A 15,353-nucleotide genomic window follows, 5' to 3' on the forward strand; every position below is an offset into this window, starting at 1 on the left:
ATGGATGCCGTGCTCAGAGCAGCAGCGATTTATTTTGTCTTGATGGTCTTGTTTCGTGTTGCCGGACGCCGCTCCCTTACCGACCTCACCACCTTCGATTTTGTCTTGTTGCTGATCATTGGCGAGGCCACTCAGCAAGCGCTGCTGGGCGATGATTTTTCGGTGACTAACGCGATACTGATCATCTCCACGCTTATCGCCATAGACGTCGGCTTTTCCCTGGCCAAACGTCGATCGAAGCGGCTGGCAAAGTTTCTGGATGGCGGCCCTACTGTGATCGTGGAAGACGGCAAGCCACTGACCAAACGGATGAGAGAGGCGCGCATCAGTGAATCAGATGTGATGGAGGCAGCACGAACCACGCAAGGGATCGTGGAGATGAAGGACATCAGGTACGCGATCATTGAAAGGAATGGCGAGATATCGGTCATCCCCTTTAAATAAGGGACGGCTTGAGGACGACTCGCGAATCAGCGCTAAAACTTACCTGCGCAGAGTTTAATGGCGACATCCTGAACATCTTTACCGATCAAGTCAGGCTGGGTGCCGATCGGGTTGAGCACCTTTCCCGGACGCTCGACAAACGCGGTGCGACACCCGGCCTTGGCAGCCCCGGCGATGTCCCAGGCGTGCGCAGCGACCATGATCATCTGATCGGTGGCGATGCCCAGGCGCTGTGCGACCATTTGGTAGGTTGCCGCGGCTGGCTTGAATTGACTGATTTCGCTGCCTGCCATGATGTGCTCGAAGCAGTCGGTCAACCCTGCAAATTCGAGCTGTTGCTGCAGCGCCTCCAGCGCGCCATTACTCAGGGCAATGAGCACAAATCCGTTGTCGTTCAATAACTGCAGTGCCTGATGAACGTCCTTGTGCGCAGGAAGAGATTTGATGCCGGCAGCCAGGGCTTTGCACTGATCGTCGCCCACTTCCACCTGGTGCCGTGCGGCAACCATTCTCAAAGCGCCCTGCGCCAGATCACCAAACGCCTGGTACTGGCCGGTTATGGTGTTGGTCATCCAGCACTCTTGCAGCGTCAGGAACCATTCGGTGCGCAAACGGCTGTCACCGAACAGTCCCTCGAAGAAAGCGTCGAGCGCGGCCAGATCCAGCAGCGTCTCGTTTACGTCAAAAATGATGTGTTTGAGCATGCTATGAGCCCCTGTTGCCTGCCTGAAGTGCTGACCTCGAAGGCGGCGCCCAGCGGATGCTGACATCAGCCAGCACCGCCAAAGGTCACGATCAGATCACTGGCTTACGCCTGCTCTTCCTGCTCGTCATCATCATGCTTGAGTGCCGGCTTCATGCCTGGCTGAGGCGCATGCTCGGCATTCGGCGCGATTTCTTCGCCGTGGTTCTTTTTCTCTTGCTGGACTTTTTTGTCGTGGGCAACGTTACGTGGATCGGTCATGGGAATTCCTTGATTGGCAGAGGATTCGAACACCCATCGACGTGATGCTTGGGTTTGAGCGCCGGGGCAAGATTTGGAGTCAGGGCGTAGCAAGGCGTTCAGTGCATTTGAACCGGCATGCGAATAGCGGGTTTGGGCCTGAGCCCAGGCGACGGTGTCATGACTCGGCGGACGCCAGCTTGAACGCCGGCGACTGAACCAGCTCCATGATCACTTCGCGCAAGGACTGCGCACACGGAGACAGCTCGCGATACGCCAGCGCCAGCACATAGGCGACAGGTGTACCCGGGCCCGTCAGCTCACGACAGGCCAACCGCCCCGGCTGTCGTCGGGCATAGCGCTGCGGCATGAGCGCCACGCCCATTCCCCCAGCCACCAGCGCAGCCGTGGTCTGCATCTGGCGAGGCTGTTGCACGACTCGAGGGGTAAAGCCTGCACTGGCGCAGGCCAGCAGAATGTGCGAGTGCATGCCCGGGCCATGATGCGGGGCGAACAGAATCCAGGGTTGGTCTGCCAACGCCGCAAGACCGATGGATGTCTGCTCGGCCAAGGGATGATCCTGCGGCAGCACCGCAACCATGCGGTCCTCGAACAACGGCTCGATCTGGATGTTGCCCGGGTCGATGACCGGCAACACCAGAATGCCGACGTCCAGCCGGTCATTGCGCAGGCCTTCAAGCTGCTCGGGTGGGGTGGCCTCCTGCAGTTGAATATCGACGTTCGGGTTCGCGGCCTGATAGCGACGCAGCAGCGCCGGCAGTAAACCATCGACCACGCTGTCGACAAAGCCCAGGCGAATCGTACCGATCATGCCTGCCGCTGAGCGACGTGCCATTTCACAGGCCCGTTCGGCCTGCAACAGCGTCTGCCGCGCCTCGGCCAGAAACACAACGCCCGCGGCGGTCAATTGCGTGGAGCGCGTACTGCGCTGCAACAACTGCACGCCCAGACATTCTTCCAGACGACGAATCGCAACGCTCAGGGGCGGCTGTGACATGTTCAAGCGCTGCGCGGCCTTGCGAAAATTCAAGGTTTCAGCGACCACCACGTACTGACGCATCAATTTCAAATCAATCATCTGATATTTTTTTAGTATCAATGAGCTATAAAATTAGTATGTTACAAATAAATGAGCGTTGCACATACTTCATGGTTCAACGGCTAGGGGCGAGGTCGCTCACAGCCTGGTCTATCGAAGAAGGGGCGCTGATTTGAACACGCGAGCGTATGGTGTCGCCGCACTGGCCGGCTTTGTCGGGGGCAATGTTTCCAGTTTCATCAAATGGGGCACGGAAATACCCTTCCCGCCTCGCACGCCGGACCGCCCGGTCCCGCCCGTGGAGATGCTTGATTCGCTGGGCATCAACGCTCAGCAGCTGACTTATGTGTATTCCGAGCATGTGGTGAATTACGGCAGTGCTCTGGTCCACCATGGCTTTTCCATCTTCTTCGCCATGTTCTATTGCCTGCTGGTACTCAGGTATCCGCGCACAGCCCTGTGGCAGGGTCTGGGTTTCGGCCTGTTGATGACCCTGGGGTTTCACGGCGTCATCCTGCCAGCGTTTCATTGGGCACCGCCGCTGTGGGAGCTGCCCGCGTCGGAGTTGCTGTCTGAAACGTTCGGGCACTTGCTGTGGATGTGGGTGATCGAAGTCATACGGCGGGACTTGCAGCAGCGCTGGCTGCCTCACACCCGACCGGCCTGAGCAGCGCGCTGCCTTGCGACAGACACATGGAATTTCCCTGTAAACGGAGTGACCCGATGAAATCTCTATACACACTGGCTCTGGCCTGCGCCGCCTGCGCGGGCATGGCGAGTGCCAATGCCGACGTGAAATCGGTGCCGAAAGAGTCTACGCAAATGACTCACAGCAACGGTCAACTGCAACCGCCTGTTTCGTATGCCACGCTGTGGGCTGACGAAAAAGGTGCCACGCATGTGGGCCACTGCCGCCTGGAAGGCCTGGAGTTCAAAAGCTATGCCCCGCCAGCCGCGCCGCAATGGGTTGGCGTCTCCCCTGACGATATTGAGAGCATCGCCTACGCGGTGCTGCCGGTGGGATACGTCGGCAACTGGCACCACGCGCCGGGGCCACAATGGGTCGTCACCCTGCAGGGGCAATGGTCAGTGGAAACCACCGATGGCAGTGTGCTGGTGCAAGGGCCGGGAGAGATGCAGTTCAATGCCGACACCCGGTCCCGGCCGCGTCCGGATGACGAGCGTGTAGGCCACCTGACGCGCACCGTGGGTGATCAACCCAATGTTCAACTGATCATCAAACTTAAACCGGGTGCGGCTGACAAACGTACCAACGGCAGCTGTGCCTATTGATCGCCTACGGACCTGAACACATGAAACCGACCGGTAAAAAATACTTTCTGCGCCCCTCCTCATGGTTATTGGGCGGTGCGCTCCTGGCCGCAGGTTCAGCAGGCGCAACCGACGCCGTCGCCCCTGTTCGGCAAGTGGTTATCGATCCAGCCTTCAATCAACTGGTTGCCCCCCAGGCCCGCGTCGAGCTGCTGACCGATCAGGCGAAGTGGGCAGAAGGCCCGCTGTGCCTGGCCGATGGCCGTTTGATCTGGAGTGACATCAAGGCCAACAAAGTCAGCAGCTGGCAAGCAAAGGACGGCGTGTCCACCTGGCTGGAGAAGGCCGACTTTCAAAACGGGCATGCGCTCGACGGCCAGGGCCGAGTGGTGGCGGCCTCGCATGGCAAGCGTGGCATCGTGCGGCAGGAGCTCAATGGTGAGTGGCATACGTTGGTCGACACCTATCAGGGCAAACGGCTGAACAGCCCGAACGATGTCGTGGCGGATAAGAGCGGCGCTCTCTGGTTTTCCGATCCCACCTTCGGGGTGCTGAGCAAAAGCGAGGGCTATGGCGGCAAGCCCGAGCAAGGCGGCGAGTTCATCTATCGCTACGTACCCGACACCGGGGAAATCACCCGGCTCGACACCCCCGAAGTCCACTCACCCAACGGCCTGGCCTTCTCGCCGGATCAACAGCTGCTTTATGTGGCCGACTCACAAATGGCCCACGACTTCACCAACAAGAAGCTGGCACATCGAATCATGGTCTATCAGGTGCGCGACGGTCGCTTGATCAACGGCAAAGTGTTCGCTGACATCGAGCCCGGCATCCCTGACGGGATCGCAGTCGACGCGCTTGGTAATCTGTGGAGCAGCAGCAAGGAAGGTATTCAGGTGTTTTCCGCAGCAGGCAAGCCACTCGGCAAACTGCTGGTCTCGGCTGCCGATACCAGCAACCTGACGTTCTGCTCCAGCGAGCAGACAAGCTGGGCGTACATTACCGCTGCCAACAAGGTGCTCAGGGTGGAGGTGACGAAGAGCGTTGCGGGTCAGTAAGACTGCCTCGATGCTCATTGGGTAGCAGTAGACCGATTCAAAGCCCGGCACACGGCGCCGGGCTTTGAATACGATGTCTAGAACCAGGTCTCCATCTGAATGCCGAACTGCCAAACACCACCGGCGTTGAAGTCGCTTTTGCCGAAGTTGCCGGTCGTGCTGTAGCGGTCCAGGTCCGAAGACCAGTTCATGAGACTTGCGAAGACTCGCAGTTCGGGACGCGTGAGCAGGTCACCCATGTCCGGCTTGAAGGTCGGCGCAACCGTAAACTTCCAGAAGTTACCGTCGACCGCATTGCGTTGCAGGTAGCCTTGGGGGTTGAGGTCCATGGTTTGCCAACTCAGTTCGTAGGCCATCTCGAAGTTGCTGTTGATCTCGTTGGCCAGGCGCATGTTCAGCGTGAGCCAGCGGTAGTCGTCGCCTTTGACATAGCGGTCTTTGCTCTGCTCGGCCAGCAGGCTCGGTCCGATGCGCCATCCCGGCGCGATAGGCGTCTCGCCATACATGGCCAGACGCAACGCGCGGGCGTCGTCGAGCAGTTCGCCATCCGAGCCAATGTCCTTGACCTGTGCACCCAGGCCCTGCCCATAGAGCAACGCGGTCTTGAAGAAGCCTTCGCGGCCGAAAAAGTCCTTCTGGTGATTGGCCAACATGGTGTGCAAGCCTGAATCTGCGGGTGCGAAACCGGCTTGATTGGTGCGCGTACCGACGTCGTTTTTCTTTGCGCCAATGGCGTTGAACATCCACTGCCACTGACCATTGTCGAAGAACTGGTTGGAGGTCAGGATGTAGCTTTCCACATCGGCATCGACGCCGCCCTCACTGAAATCTCCATAGTTACGTCCGATCAGGGAATAGTTCGAGCGCCAGTCCTTGGTCATCTGCACATCGTAGATACCGCCACCGGTCCCGGCCAGAAAGACCACGTCCGAGTCCAGCCAGTGGATATCGAAATTATCCCTGTCGAAGCGCTTGCCGGCCCACAGGGTGGAGTTCTCGAACACCGAATTACCCTTGAAGGCGGCGATGTGGTCGAGTTCGGTAAATACCTGACGCACGTTCAGCTTGCTTTCGGTAGCCGTCCAGTCGTTGTAGCTTTCAACGCCATCGGCGATGGAGACGGTGAACTTGGAGCGTGTGCCGTTCCGCGCATAGATTTCTTTCGACAGATCGAAGCGCATGTAGGTGTCGTCTTCGTTACCCAGACGCCCGACTGCTCCACCGACCGAACCTGCGGGGGTTGTATAAGGCCCGCCGCGACCGCCGCCCAAACCGTCGTTGATCAACAGACCGGAGCGAGCATAGCCCTTGAAGCTGAACCCGTCGGTGAGGTGTCCGGCACCGCTTGGCTTCTCCATGCTTTGCTGGCGGGCTTCGAGTTTTGCCACGCGATCATCCAGAGCGGGCTGGGGACTGGCTGCCACAGTCGGCGTGGAAGTGGGCGCGGCAGCCTGCACAGCGGGGGTGGCGAGCTTGAGTTGCTGAAGCTCCCGGGCGAGCGCCTGGGTCTGCTGTTCGGCTGCGGCTGCACGTTTTTCCGCAGCGCTGGCCCGGGCTTCAAATGCGGCCATCCGCTCTTCCAGCGTCGCGGCCTGGGCGACGGTTGTCGACGTACCGAGTACCCCTGCGAGTAGCCATCTTGATGCGTTCTGCATGTGGACTTCCTGTTTTGTTTTTATTGTTTTCGTGACGTTGGCCGAGCCTTTTCTCTTCAGCGAAAAATTGTGCAAATCGAAGAAAAAAGGGTGCCACATCGAAAATACGCTGCTACATTGACGATGTTAACGTTAACTTTTATAAAAACAAAAATAAAGAGGGCTCTATGAAACAGCTGAAATCTCTTCTTCCCGCCGCGCTGCTCACCCTGTCTGCCGGTTTTTCTGCGCTGTCGAACGCAGCCGATCTGACGATCTCGTGCGGGGCCGTCGGCGCTGAATTGCAACTGTGCAAGGAGGCAGTCGATAGCTGGTCGAAACAGACCGGCAACAACGTTCAGGTGGTATCCACGCCTAACTCTGCGACCGAGCGCCTGTCGTTCTACCAGCAGATCCTCAGTGCCCAGTCCACCGACATCGACATCATTCAAATCGACATGGTGTGGCCGGGAATGCTCGCCAAACACCTGACGGACCTGCGCGAACTGCTTCCGGCGACTGCGACACAAGGCTATTTCCAGGCCCAGGTGGACAACGCCACCGTCGACGGCCGGCTGGTGTCGATGCCCTGGTTTACCGATTCGGGGCTGCTGTACTACCGCAAGGATCTGCTCGACAAGTACCAACAGCCGGTCCCCCAAACCTGGGAGGACATGACCGCTACTGCCAAAAAGGTGCAAAAAGCCGAACGCGATGCCGGGAACGCCACTATGTGGGGCTACGTGTTCCAAGGGCGCGCCTATGAAGGCCTGACGTGCAACGCCCTGGAATGGATCAGCAGCCAGCCGGACGGCGGACTGGTCAACCCGCGCGGAGACATCGTGGTCAACAGCCAGGCCTCACGAGTCGCGCTGACCCTGGCCAAAAGCTGGGTCGGCGACATCTCCCCGCCCGGCGTCCTCAATTACACCGAGGAAGAAGGCCGCGGCGTATTCCAGTCGGGAAATGCGCTGTTCATGCGCAACTGGCCTTACGTCTGGGCCTTGGTGCAAAGCAAGGACAGCGCGATAAAAGACAAGGTCGGCGTCGCGCCCCTGCCCAGTGGCGGCGCGAACGGCACCCACGCTTCAACGCTCGGCGGCTGGGGACTGGCGGTTTCGCGCTACAGCCGCAACCCCAAACTTGCGGCAGAACTGGTTGCCTACCTGACCAGCGCCCAACAGCAAAAACAGCGTGCCCTGGCAGGTGCCTACAACCCGGTCATCGAGTCCCTGTATGCCGACCCCGAGTTGCTCGCGGCGATGCCTTACTACCCCCAGTTGCACAGCATCCTCAGCAACGGGGTCATGCGCCCCGCCGCCATCACGGCCAACGGCTACCCACGCGTCTCCAACGCATTCTTCGATCGGGTGCATAGCGTGCTGGCGGGCGATATACCGGTCGATCAGGCACTGGTCGAACTGGAACGCGAACTGACCCGCATCAAACGCCGGAACTGGTAAGCCACACGTAAGGAAATCAACATGCCTGTCTCTTCTACCGACTACCCCGGAGACGAAGAACTCGTCACCCGGGAAACGCCTGTACAACGTCGCAGGCTACGCGCCGCCTGGCTGTTTCTGACGCCGATGCTGGTGTGCCTGGTCCTGGTGGCGGCCTGGCCGTTGCTGCGCACATTCTGGTTCAGCCTGACCGACGCCGATCTGTCGGATACCGGCAGTGGCTCATTCGTGGGCCTGAGCAATTATCTGCTCTACGACGGCGTCATCTGGTCTGGCGTTCTGGTCGATCCGCAATGGTGGAACGCGGTGCGCAACACCCTGCATTTCACCGTGGTGTCGGTCGGGCTGGAAATGGTTCTGGGACTGATGGTGGCGCTGCTGTTGAACGTCAAGTTCACCGGCCGCGCGCTGGTGCGTGCGTTGATTCTGATCCCGTGGGCGATTCCGACCATCGTCTCGGCGAAGATCTGGTCATGGATGCTCAACGACCAGTTCGGCATCATCAACCACATGATGCTGGGCCTGGGCCTGATCGACGCGCCGCTGGCCTGGACGGCAGATGCGGACCTGTCGATGTGGGCAGTGATCATTGTCGACGTCTGGAAGACCGTGCCCTTTGTCACCCTGCTGATGCTCGCGGCACTGCAGATGCTGCCAAGCGATTGTTACGAAGCCGCCCGGGTCGACGGCATTCATCCGGTGCGGGTGTTCTGGCGTGTCACCTTGCCGTTGCTGATGCCCGCCTTGTTGGTCGCCGCGATCTTTCGCATCCTCGACTCGTTGCGGGTCTTCGACGTCATCTACGTACTGACCTCCAACTCTTCGAGCACCATGAGCATGTCGGTCTATGCCCGCCAGCACCTGGTGGAATTCCAGGACGTCGGCTACGGCAGCGCCGCCTCCACCCTGCTGTTTCTGGTCGTGGCCGTGATTGCCATGCTTTACCTGTACCTCGGACGTCGCCAGCTGGAGGTGCGCTCATGAACCTGCGCACACTGAAGAAAGCGCTGCTGCGCCTGGCCTTCTGGGGCCTGGTCGGGGTCGTGCTGCTGTACGCGATCTTCCCTTTCTATTACGCCGTCCTGACCTCGCTGAAACCGTCCAGCGCCTTGTTTGAAGTGAGCTACTGGATCACCGAAGCCGACTTCTCCAATTACGCAGCGGTCCTCAGCCAGGCTTCATTCCTGCAGGCCATCGCCAACTCACTGGTGGTTGCGCTGAGTGTGGTGGTGCTGGCGCTGTTCCTCGGCCTGACGGCGTCCTATGCCTTGGGCAGGGTCAAGTTCCGAGGGCGCGGCACGGTGCTGATGATGGTGCTCGGCGTCTCGATGTTTCCTCAGGTCGCGGTGCTGTCGGGACTGTTTGAAGTGATCCGCGCACTGGGTCTGTACAACACCTCGTGGGCGCTGATCCTGAGCTACACGATTTTTACCCTGCCCTTCACCGTCTGGGTGCTGACCACCTTCATGGGGCAACTGCCACATGAACTGGAAGAAGCGGCAATCATGGATGGCGCATCGCCCTGGGTCACGCTGACCCGCGTGTTGTTGCCGTTGCTGTGGCCCGCACTGGTCACGACCGGCCTGCTGGCGTTCATTGCCGCGTGGAACGAGTTCCTGTTTGCCCTGACCTTCACCCTGACAGACGCGCAACGAACGGTCCCGGTCGCCATCGCCCTGATCTCGGGTGGCAGCTCCCACGAATTGCCCTGGGGTCTGTTGATGGCGGCGTCGGTGCTGGTGACCGTCCCACTGGTGATTCTGGTGCTGATCTTCCAGCGCCGCATCGTTTCCGGCCTCACTGCCGGCGCGTTGAAAGGTTGATGCACACAACTGACAAGGAACAGCATCGTGATGAAATTGAAGCTAGCCAACATCAACAAGCAATTGGGCGGTACGCGTATTCTGCGCGACGTCAGCCTGGAGATCGCTGCAGGTGAGTTCGTTGTGTTCGTCGGCCCTTCGGGCTGCGGAAAGTCGACACTGCTGCGCCTGATCGCCGGACTGGATTCGATCTGTGCTGGCGACCTGCTGATCGACGGACGACGGGTCAATGACCTGGAACCACGCGAGCGTGGTGTCGGTATGGTCTTTCAGTCCTACGCCCTGTACCCGCACATGAGCGTCTACGACAACATCAGTTTTGGCCTCAAGCTGGCCAAAACGGAAAAAAGCAGCCTGCGCGAACGCGTGCTGAAAACCGCGCAGATCCTGCAACTGGACAAACTGCTGCAGCGCAAGCCCCGGGAACTGTCCGGCGGGCAGCGTCAGCGTGTGGCCATGGGCAGAGCCATGGCGCGGGAACCGGACATCCTGTTGTTCGATGAACCGCTCTCCAACCTGGACGCCTCGTTGCGGGTTCAGATGCGCAACGAAATCGCCCGGCTCCACAAGCGGCTGGGCTCGACGATGATCTACGTCACCCACGATCAGGTAGAGGCGATGACCCTGGCGGACAAGATTGTTGTGCTCAACGGCGGTCAGGTCGAACAGGTCGGCTCACCACGCGAACTCTACGAGCGCCCTGCCAGCCTTTTCGTCGCCGGTTTTCTGGGCTCGCCGAGAATGAATTTTCTGCCCGTGAGCTTGCAGGCACCGGGTCGCAACAGCCTGATCGATATCCCGGCACTGGGCATGAAATCCCTGCCCTTCGACAGCTCGAATCTGACCGAGGATGCGCAACTGACCCTGGGTGTTCGCCCGGAGCACATCACCCTCAATGCTGCGAACAACGGCGTTGGCGTCACGGTATCCGGTGTCGAATACCTGGGCAGCGAGGTCTATGTGCACCTGGCTACCGGGGCGAGCGAGCCCTTGATTTGTCGCTGCGATGCCAAGGCCGGCTGGCAGGTGGGCGACCAGGTCGCGCTGCAATTCGACGACAGCAACCTGCACCTGTTCGACGCCGATGGCCTGGCCCTGAAGCGCCACACAGACGCCAGTCAACACCTGACACCCGGCACCACACCGCACCTCGTACAAGCAGGCACCCTATGAGTTTTTCCGTGAATGCCATGAGCAACCCGATGTCCCCCGCCCTCGAACGCGCGCACCATGCGCTGGAAGAGGGCCTGTCGCAGCTCGCCCACGATTATCGGCCCGGTTACCACCTGGCCCCGCCGGCAGGCTGGATGAATGACCCCAACGGGGTGGTGTTCTTTCGTGGCGAATATCATGTGTTCTATCAACACCACCCGTTCGACGCGAAATGGGGCCCGATGTACTGGGGCCATGCGAAGAGTGCCGATCTGGTCCATTGGCAGCACCTGCCCATTGCCTTGGCACCCGGTGATGACTTCGACCGGGACGGTTGTTTTTCCGGCAGTGCAGTGGTGTGTGGCGATACCCTGGCACTGATCTACACCGGGCACACGTGGCTGGGTGAAGTGGGCGATGAGCGTTTTATCCGTCAGGTGCAGTGCCTGGCCACCAGCACCGATGGCATCAGTTTTGTCAAACACGGCGCCGTCATCGACACCCCGCCGCAAGACGAGATGATTCATTTCCGTGACCCGAAGGTCTGGCGACAGGATGGCCACTGGTACCTGATTGCCGGCGCACGTCTGGGTGACAAACCGCTGCTGCCTATCTATCGATCTACGGATCTGCACGCTTGGGAATTCGTCAGCTATGTGTCCACAGGCGCCGAAGGCGACGGCTATATGTGGGAATGCCCGGACCTGTTTGGCCTCAATGGACGCGACATACTGCTTTACTCCCCCCAGGGCATGCCGGCACTGCGCTACGAACGACTGAACAGGTTCCACACCGGCTATCGAGTGGGCCAGGTCGACAGTCAATGGCAGTTCACCGGCGGGCCTTTTATCGAGCTAGACAGCGGCCACGACTTCTATGCGGCGCAGACGCTGGTGGCTGCCGATGGCAGACGTCTGCTGTGGGCGTGGGTCGACATGTGGGAGAGCCCGACCCCAACCGAAGCGCATCACTGGCGCGGCATGCTCGGCCTGCCGCGAGAACTTGAAGTGCGCGAAAATCGCCTCTGCGTACAACCCGCACGCGAGCTGACAGCGCTGCGCAACGAGTCACTGCCAGGCACTCCCTGGTGGAGCGAAGCCGGTAGCCAGTGGCTGGCCGACATACACGGCGACATGCTGGAAATCCACGTGCATCTGGACCTGCTCGACTGTACCGAAGGTCACCTGGGCGTGGCATTGCGCTGCAGTCAGGATGGCCAGGAGCAGACTCTGCTTTACTACGATGCGGCGCTAAAACGTTTGGTCCTGGACCGAGATCAGTCGGGTACCCACGTCAGCGGTCAGCGCAGCGTAGCGATAGATCCACAACAGGACCGGCTTGAACTGCGGATCTTCCTTGATCGCTCATCCATTGAGGTGTTCGAGCAAAACGGCAGTTTCAGCTTCAGCAGCCGCCTTTATCCACAGACCGACAGCCTGGGGGTGAAGCTTATTGCCAATGGAACCGGAGGCCGAGTCTGCATTGCCGACGCATGGCAACTCTCCTCGGGATACCTGTCGGTAAATCATTGAAGTCGCGAAAAAAATCAGGTCTCTGTAGCATGATAATCATCAGTCAACCCGACAGGCCCCGCCTCGCATGACCTCAGTTAAAGACGTTGCAAAACTGGCCGGTGTGTCTCTGATGACGGTATCTCGGGCGCTCAATGATCCGGGAAAACTGAGCCCCGAGACGTATCAGCGAGTGCGCAACGCGATCGATGAGCTTCAATTCGTACCCAGCCTGTCGGCTCGCAGGATTCGCGGCGACAATCTGCAGACACGAACCATCGGCGTATTCGCCCTGGACACCGCAACCACGCCGTTCGCGGTCGAGCTGCTGCTGTCCATCGAACAGACCGCGCAGCAGGCAGGCTGGAACGTATTTATCCTCAACCTGCTAAGCAACCCGCCCACCGACCAGAACATCGACCTGATGCTGTCGCACCGCCCCGACGGGTTGATCTTCAGTGCCATGGGCTTACGCAAAGTGAATATCCCCCAGCGCTTGAAGAGCAAACCGCTGGTGCTCGCCAACTGCGTAGCCGATGACAGCAGCCTGGTCAGTTATGTGCCGGACGACGAAACCGGTCAGTACCGTGCCTTGCACCACGCGTTCAGCAAGGGCTATCGACGCCCGCTGTTCATCAACCTGCCAAAACAGAGCCTGGCCTGGGAAATCCGCCAAGCGGGTATGCAGCGTGCCTGCGAGGCATTCGGTCTGGCTGGCGACGAACTCTTGCAATACAACCTGTCCGAGCATGACGCCTATTGGGAAACCGCCACCATCCTTGCCCGGCACATGCTGGATGGCCGTCCGCAGTTCGACATTCTGATCTGCGGCAATGACCGCATTGCCTTTTGTGCCTACCAGCTGCTGCTGGGCCAAGGCCTGAAAATCCCTGGCGATGTCGCCGTACTGGGTTATGACAACATGATCGGCATCGCCGAGCTGTTCATTCCTGCGCTGACCACGGTGCAACTGCCGTATTACGAGATCGGTCGCAACGCCGCCCGGCACTTGATCGACAGCCTTGACGTATCGGGCTCCCAGCCGGTGGACTGCCCACTGGTGGTCAGAGAATCGTTATGATTGAAGGGTGGGCGTCCGGCCACCCTAACAGTTTAGCTTTTTCCTTATTTTTCAAGCTTCTGCTGACGAATAGCTCAAATTAAGAAAGCTGTAGTCATCCCTCACTTATATAAACTCTCGCCCCAAAATAGCGCACTAAAAAATCAAGAACACAAAAAGGCGCACAACTAATAAATCAACTAACCTCTCCACCCTCAAGTAAAACCCTTAGTCGCCGATAGTTCTAAAACCGTAAAAATAAATTCTACAAGGAGGTCAGTGGCAATGAGAAACCTGAAAGTATCTGCACGCGCAGCACTCAGCTTTATGTTTATTGCGCTCCTATTGGTCGCCTTGGGGGGGATTTCAGTATGGAAAATGGGAGACATTCGCGAGACCGCCAGAGACCTTGAAGACGACGCATTGGCCAGCGTGGTGGTTGCCGACCGGATCAATGCCTCAATGTTGCGCCTGAGACTGGAAGTCCGCCGAATGCTGTCCCAGACCAATCCGCAGGACATGGCCACTACGACCGGCATGATCGCTTCGCTGAGCGAAGAGTTGAAAAAGCAGGTAGCCCTTTACGCCCCGTTTGTCGCCAGCGATAAAGAAGGACAACTGTTCAAGGCCGTGTCTGAAAACACCGATAAAGCACTGGTTGCATTCGATCAGGTGACTGCACTTATCCGTAAAAACGCAGCCAACGAAGCGCTGGCCTACCTGAGCTCCAACGTCACTCCTGTTACCCGTCTTCTCGACGACGCTGTAAACGGACTTGTTCAAATGAACATTGACGAGGCCGCAAACTCAGGAAAAGAATCCGAGGCGTCGTACCAAAGTGGTTTGACGTTTGTGATCTTCATTATTGCAGCCGCGACGCTGGCGACGATTGTGCTGGCCGTGCTGTTTACCAAAAGTATCGTTGCACCATTGCGCGACATGCTGCGGGTCAACGACACCATCGCCAAGGGTGATCTGCGCAGCGTGATTACCGTCACGGGCAAAGACGAATTCTCCGACCTGATGCGCGCTACCCAGGTGATGCAAAACAATCTGCGCGATACGATCAGGCTGATTGGCGATTCATCCACTCAACTGGCGTCCGCCGCCGAGGAAATGAATGCGGTCACCGAAGAGTCGAGCAGAGGTTTGCTGCGCCAGAATAACGAAATCGATCAGGCAGCTACCGCCGTCAACCAGATGACCGCTGCGGTTGATGAGGTCGCGCGTAATGCTGCCGCTGCCTCGGATGCAGCCAAAGCCTCTGATCAATCAACCCGCACCGGCGCAGCGCGAGTCACCAGCACGGTCGACGCCATCGAGAAACTGAGCAAGACCGTGCAGAGCACCAGTGTCGATGTAGAGCGTCTGGCCGTACAGTCCAAGGACATCAGCAAGGTATTGGAAGTCATTCGTACGATTGCGGAGCAAACCAATCTCCTGGCCCTGAACGCGGCCATCGAAGCGGCCCGGGCAGGTGAGCAGGGACGCGGTTTTGCAGTGGTGGCGGATGAAGTCAGAGCGCTGGCACATCGCACTCAGACCTCGACTCAGGAAATCGAGAAAATGATTGGCGACATCCTCACGGGCACTGCACAGGCCACCAAGGCCATGAGCGAAAGTTGCGATCAGGCCGATGGCACACTCACCATCGCTCATGAAGCCGGAGCAGCGCTGACCCTGATCGCGAAAGCGATCAATGAAATCAACGAAATGAACCTGATGATTGCGACTGCATCGGAGCAACAGGCGCAAGTCGCCCGCTCGGTCGACGGCAACCTGATGAGTATCCGCGATCTTTCCATTCAGAGTGCAACGGGGGCCAATCAGACAGCGGCGGCCAGTTCCGAGCTCTCAGTACTTGCTGCAGACATGAACAAGCTGGTGGCGAGGTTTTCGCTTTAAAGCGTTTCTACTGCTTCAGGTCGGAATG

At 58.9% G+C, this 15,353-nt stretch carries 15 protein-coding genes; 11 read left to right on the forward strand and 4 right to left on the reverse strand.

Features of this window, described 5'->3' with window-relative positions; translation table 11 throughout:
• On the forward strand, positions 1-444 hold the full coding sequence (locus JOE34_RS02455; RefSeq protein ID WP_003317797.1) for a YetF domain-containing protein: 444 nt from the start codon (positions 1-3) through the stop codon (positions 442-444).
• 32 nt (positions 445-476) lie between these two features.
• Here JOE34_RS02455 and JOE34_RS02460 read toward each other — a convergent pair whose 3' ends face one another.
• From JOE34_RS02460 to JOE34_RS02470, 3 genes are all read right to left on the reverse strand, one after another.
• Positions 477-1,148: a haloacid dehalogenase type II gene (locus JOE34_RS02460; protein ID WP_010415660.1), complete on the reverse strand. Its 672-nt coding sequence runs from the start codon at positions 1,146-1,148 to the stop codon at positions 477-479.
• 104 nt (positions 1,149-1,252) lie between these two features.
• Entirely contained in the window at positions 1,253-1,408 is a 156-nt protein-coding gene (locus JOE34_RS02465; RefSeq protein ID WP_003317799.1) for a hypothetical protein, read from the reverse strand.
• 157 nt (positions 1,409-1,565) lie between these two features.
• Entirely contained in the window at positions 1,566-2,486 is a 921-nt protein-coding gene (locus JOE34_RS02470; RefSeq protein ID WP_032661043.1) for a LysR family transcriptional regulator, read from the reverse strand.
• A 133-nt stretch (positions 2,487-2,619) separates the two neighbouring features.
• On the opposite strand from JOE34_RS02470, the gene JOE34_RS02475 reads away from it, so the two are divergent.
• From JOE34_RS02475 to JOE34_RS02485, 3 genes are read left to right on the forward strand one after another with little or no spacing between them, the layout of a single operon-like run.
• The gene (locus JOE34_RS02475) at positions 2,620-3,114 is read left to right on the forward strand and encodes a DUF1440 domain-containing protein (protein ID WP_003317801.1); all 495 of its coding nucleotides are present in this window, start codon (positions 2,620-2,622) and stop codon (positions 3,112-3,114) included.
• Between the two features lie 56 nt (positions 3,115-3,170).
• Complete coding sequence (locus tag JOE34_RS02480; RefSeq protein WP_032661040.1) at positions 3,171-3,740, forward strand: hypothetical protein; 570 nt, start codon at positions 3,171-3,173, stop codon at positions 3,738-3,740.
• A 20-nt stretch (positions 3,741-3,760) separates the two neighbouring features.
• A complete protein-coding gene (locus JOE34_RS02485) occupies positions 3,761-4,777 on the forward strand; it encodes an SMP-30/gluconolactonase/LRE family protein (RefSeq protein ID WP_050511471.1) in 1,017 nt (338 codons plus the stop codon).
• 77 nt (positions 4,778-4,854) lie between these two features.
• On the opposite strand, the gene JOE34_RS02490 is transcribed toward JOE34_RS02485, so the two are convergent.
• Positions 4,855-6,432, reverse strand: coding sequence for a carbohydrate porin (locus tag JOE34_RS02490; protein WP_057445014.1), 1,578 nt, complete (start codon positions 6,430-6,432; stop codon positions 4,855-4,857).
• Between the two features lie 167 nt (positions 6,433-6,599).
• Between JOE34_RS02490 and JOE34_RS02495 the strand changes: the two genes are divergently transcribed.
• The 7 genes from JOE34_RS02495 (at position 6,600) to JOE34_RS02525 (ending at position 15,325) form a co-directional block, all read left to right on the forward strand.
• Positions 6,600-7,874, forward strand: a complete 1,275-nt coding sequence (locus JOE34_RS02495; RefSeq protein WP_024663910.1) for an ABC transporter substrate-binding protein — start codon at positions 6,600-6,602, stop codon at positions 7,872-7,874.
• A gap of 21 nt (positions 7,875-7,895) precedes the next feature.
• Positions 7,896-8,858 carry a sugar ABC transporter permease gene (locus JOE34_RS02500; RefSeq protein ID WP_003392756.1) on the forward strand — a complete coding sequence of 321 codons (963 nt, stop codon included), beginning with the start codon at positions 7,896-7,898 and terminating at the stop codon, positions 8,856-8,858.
• On the forward strand, positions 8,855-9,697 hold the full coding sequence (locus tag JOE34_RS02505) for a carbohydrate ABC transporter permease (RefSeq protein ID WP_003392758.1): 843 nt from the start codon (positions 8,855-8,857) through the stop codon (positions 9,695-9,697). Before JOE34_RS02500 ends, JOE34_RS02505 begins: the two co-directional genes overlap by 4 nt.
• Positions 9,698-9,724: 27 nt before the next feature.
• Complete coding sequence (ugpC, locus tag JOE34_RS02510) at positions 9,725-10,870, forward strand: sn-glycerol-3-phosphate ABC transporter ATP-binding protein UgpC (RefSeq protein ID WP_024663908.1); 1,146 nt, start codon at positions 9,725-9,727, stop codon at positions 10,868-10,870.
• Positions 10,867-12,381, forward strand: a complete 1,515-nt coding sequence (locus JOE34_RS02515; protein WP_209995088.1) for a glycoside hydrolase family 32 protein — start codon at positions 10,867-10,869, stop codon at positions 12,379-12,381. The genes ugpC and JOE34_RS02515 overlap by 4 nt, the downstream gene beginning before the upstream one ends.
• A 67-nt stretch (positions 12,382-12,448) precedes the next feature.
• Complete coding sequence (locus JOE34_RS02520) at positions 12,449-13,441, forward strand: LacI family DNA-binding transcriptional regulator (RefSeq protein WP_003392762.1); 993 nt, start codon at positions 12,449-12,451, stop codon at positions 13,439-13,441.
• Between the two features lie 264 nt (positions 13,442-13,705).
• Positions 13,706-15,325 carry a methyl-accepting chemotaxis protein gene (locus JOE34_RS02525; RefSeq protein WP_024663906.1) on the forward strand — a complete coding sequence of 540 codons (1,620 nt, stop codon included), beginning with the start codon at positions 13,706-13,708 and terminating at the stop codon, positions 15,323-15,325.
• Positions 15,326-15,353: the final 28 nt, after the last annotated feature.

It is taken from the genome of Pseudomonas sp. PvP028 (genome assembly GCF_017832255.1).
GTDB classification, from domain to species: Bacteria; Pseudomonadota; Gammaproteobacteria; order Pseudomonadales; family Pseudomonadaceae; genus Aquipseudomonas; species Aquipseudomonas syringae.

What these genes read in the sequence shown, in the direction of transcription:
- JOE34_RS02455 (WP_003317797.1), top strand. Translation starts at nt 1, where the DNA reads ATGGATGCCGTGCTCAGAGCAGCAGCGATTTATTTTGTCTTGATGGTC.
- JOE34_RS02460 (WP_010415660.1), bottom strand. Translation starts at nt 1,148, where the DNA reads ATGCTCAAACACATCATTTTTGACGTAAACGAGACGCTGCTGGATCTG.
- JOE34_RS02465 (WP_003317799.1), bottom strand. Translation starts at nt 1,408, where the DNA reads ATGACCGATCCACGTAACGTTGCCCACGACAAAAAAGTCCAGCAAGAG.
- JOE34_RS02470 (WP_032661043.1), bottom strand. Translation starts at nt 2,486, where the DNA reads ATGATTGATTTGAAATTGATGCGTCAGTACGTGGTGGTCGCTGAAACC.
- JOE34_RS02480 (WP_032661040.1), top strand. Translation starts at nt 3,171, where the DNA reads ATGAAATCTCTATACACACTGGCTCTGGCCTGCGCCGCCTGCGCGGGC.
- JOE34_RS02485 (WP_050511471.1), top strand. Translation starts at nt 3,761, where the DNA reads ATGAAACCGACCGGTAAAAAATACTTTCTGCGCCCCTCCTCATGGTTA.
- JOE34_RS02490 (WP_057445014.1), bottom strand. Translation starts at nt 6,432, where the DNA reads ATGCAGAACGCATCAAGATGGCTACTCGCAGGGGTACTCGGTACGTCG.
- JOE34_RS02495 (WP_024663910.1), top strand. Translation starts at nt 6,600, where the DNA reads ATGAAACAGCTGAAATCTCTTCTTCCCGCCGCGCTGCTCACCCTGTCT.
- JOE34_RS02500 (WP_003392756.1), top strand. Translation starts at nt 7,896, where the DNA reads ATGCCTGTCTCTTCTACCGACTACCCCGGAGACGAAGAACTCGTCACC.
- JOE34_RS02505 (WP_003392758.1), top strand. Translation starts at nt 8,855, where the DNA reads ATGAACCTGCGCACACTGAAGAAAGCGCTGCTGCGCCTGGCCTTCTGG.
- JOE34_RS02515 (WP_209995088.1), top strand. Translation starts at nt 10,867, where the DNA reads ATGAGTTTTTCCGTGAATGCCATGAGCAACCCGATGTCCCCCGCCCTC.
- JOE34_RS02520 (WP_003392762.1), top strand. Translation starts at nt 12,449, where the DNA reads ATGACCTCAGTTAAAGACGTTGCAAAACTGGCCGGTGTGTCTCTGATG.
- JOE34_RS02525 (WP_024663906.1), top strand. Translation starts at nt 13,706, where the DNA reads ATGAGAAACCTGAAAGTATCTGCACGCGCAGCACTCAGCTTTATGTTT.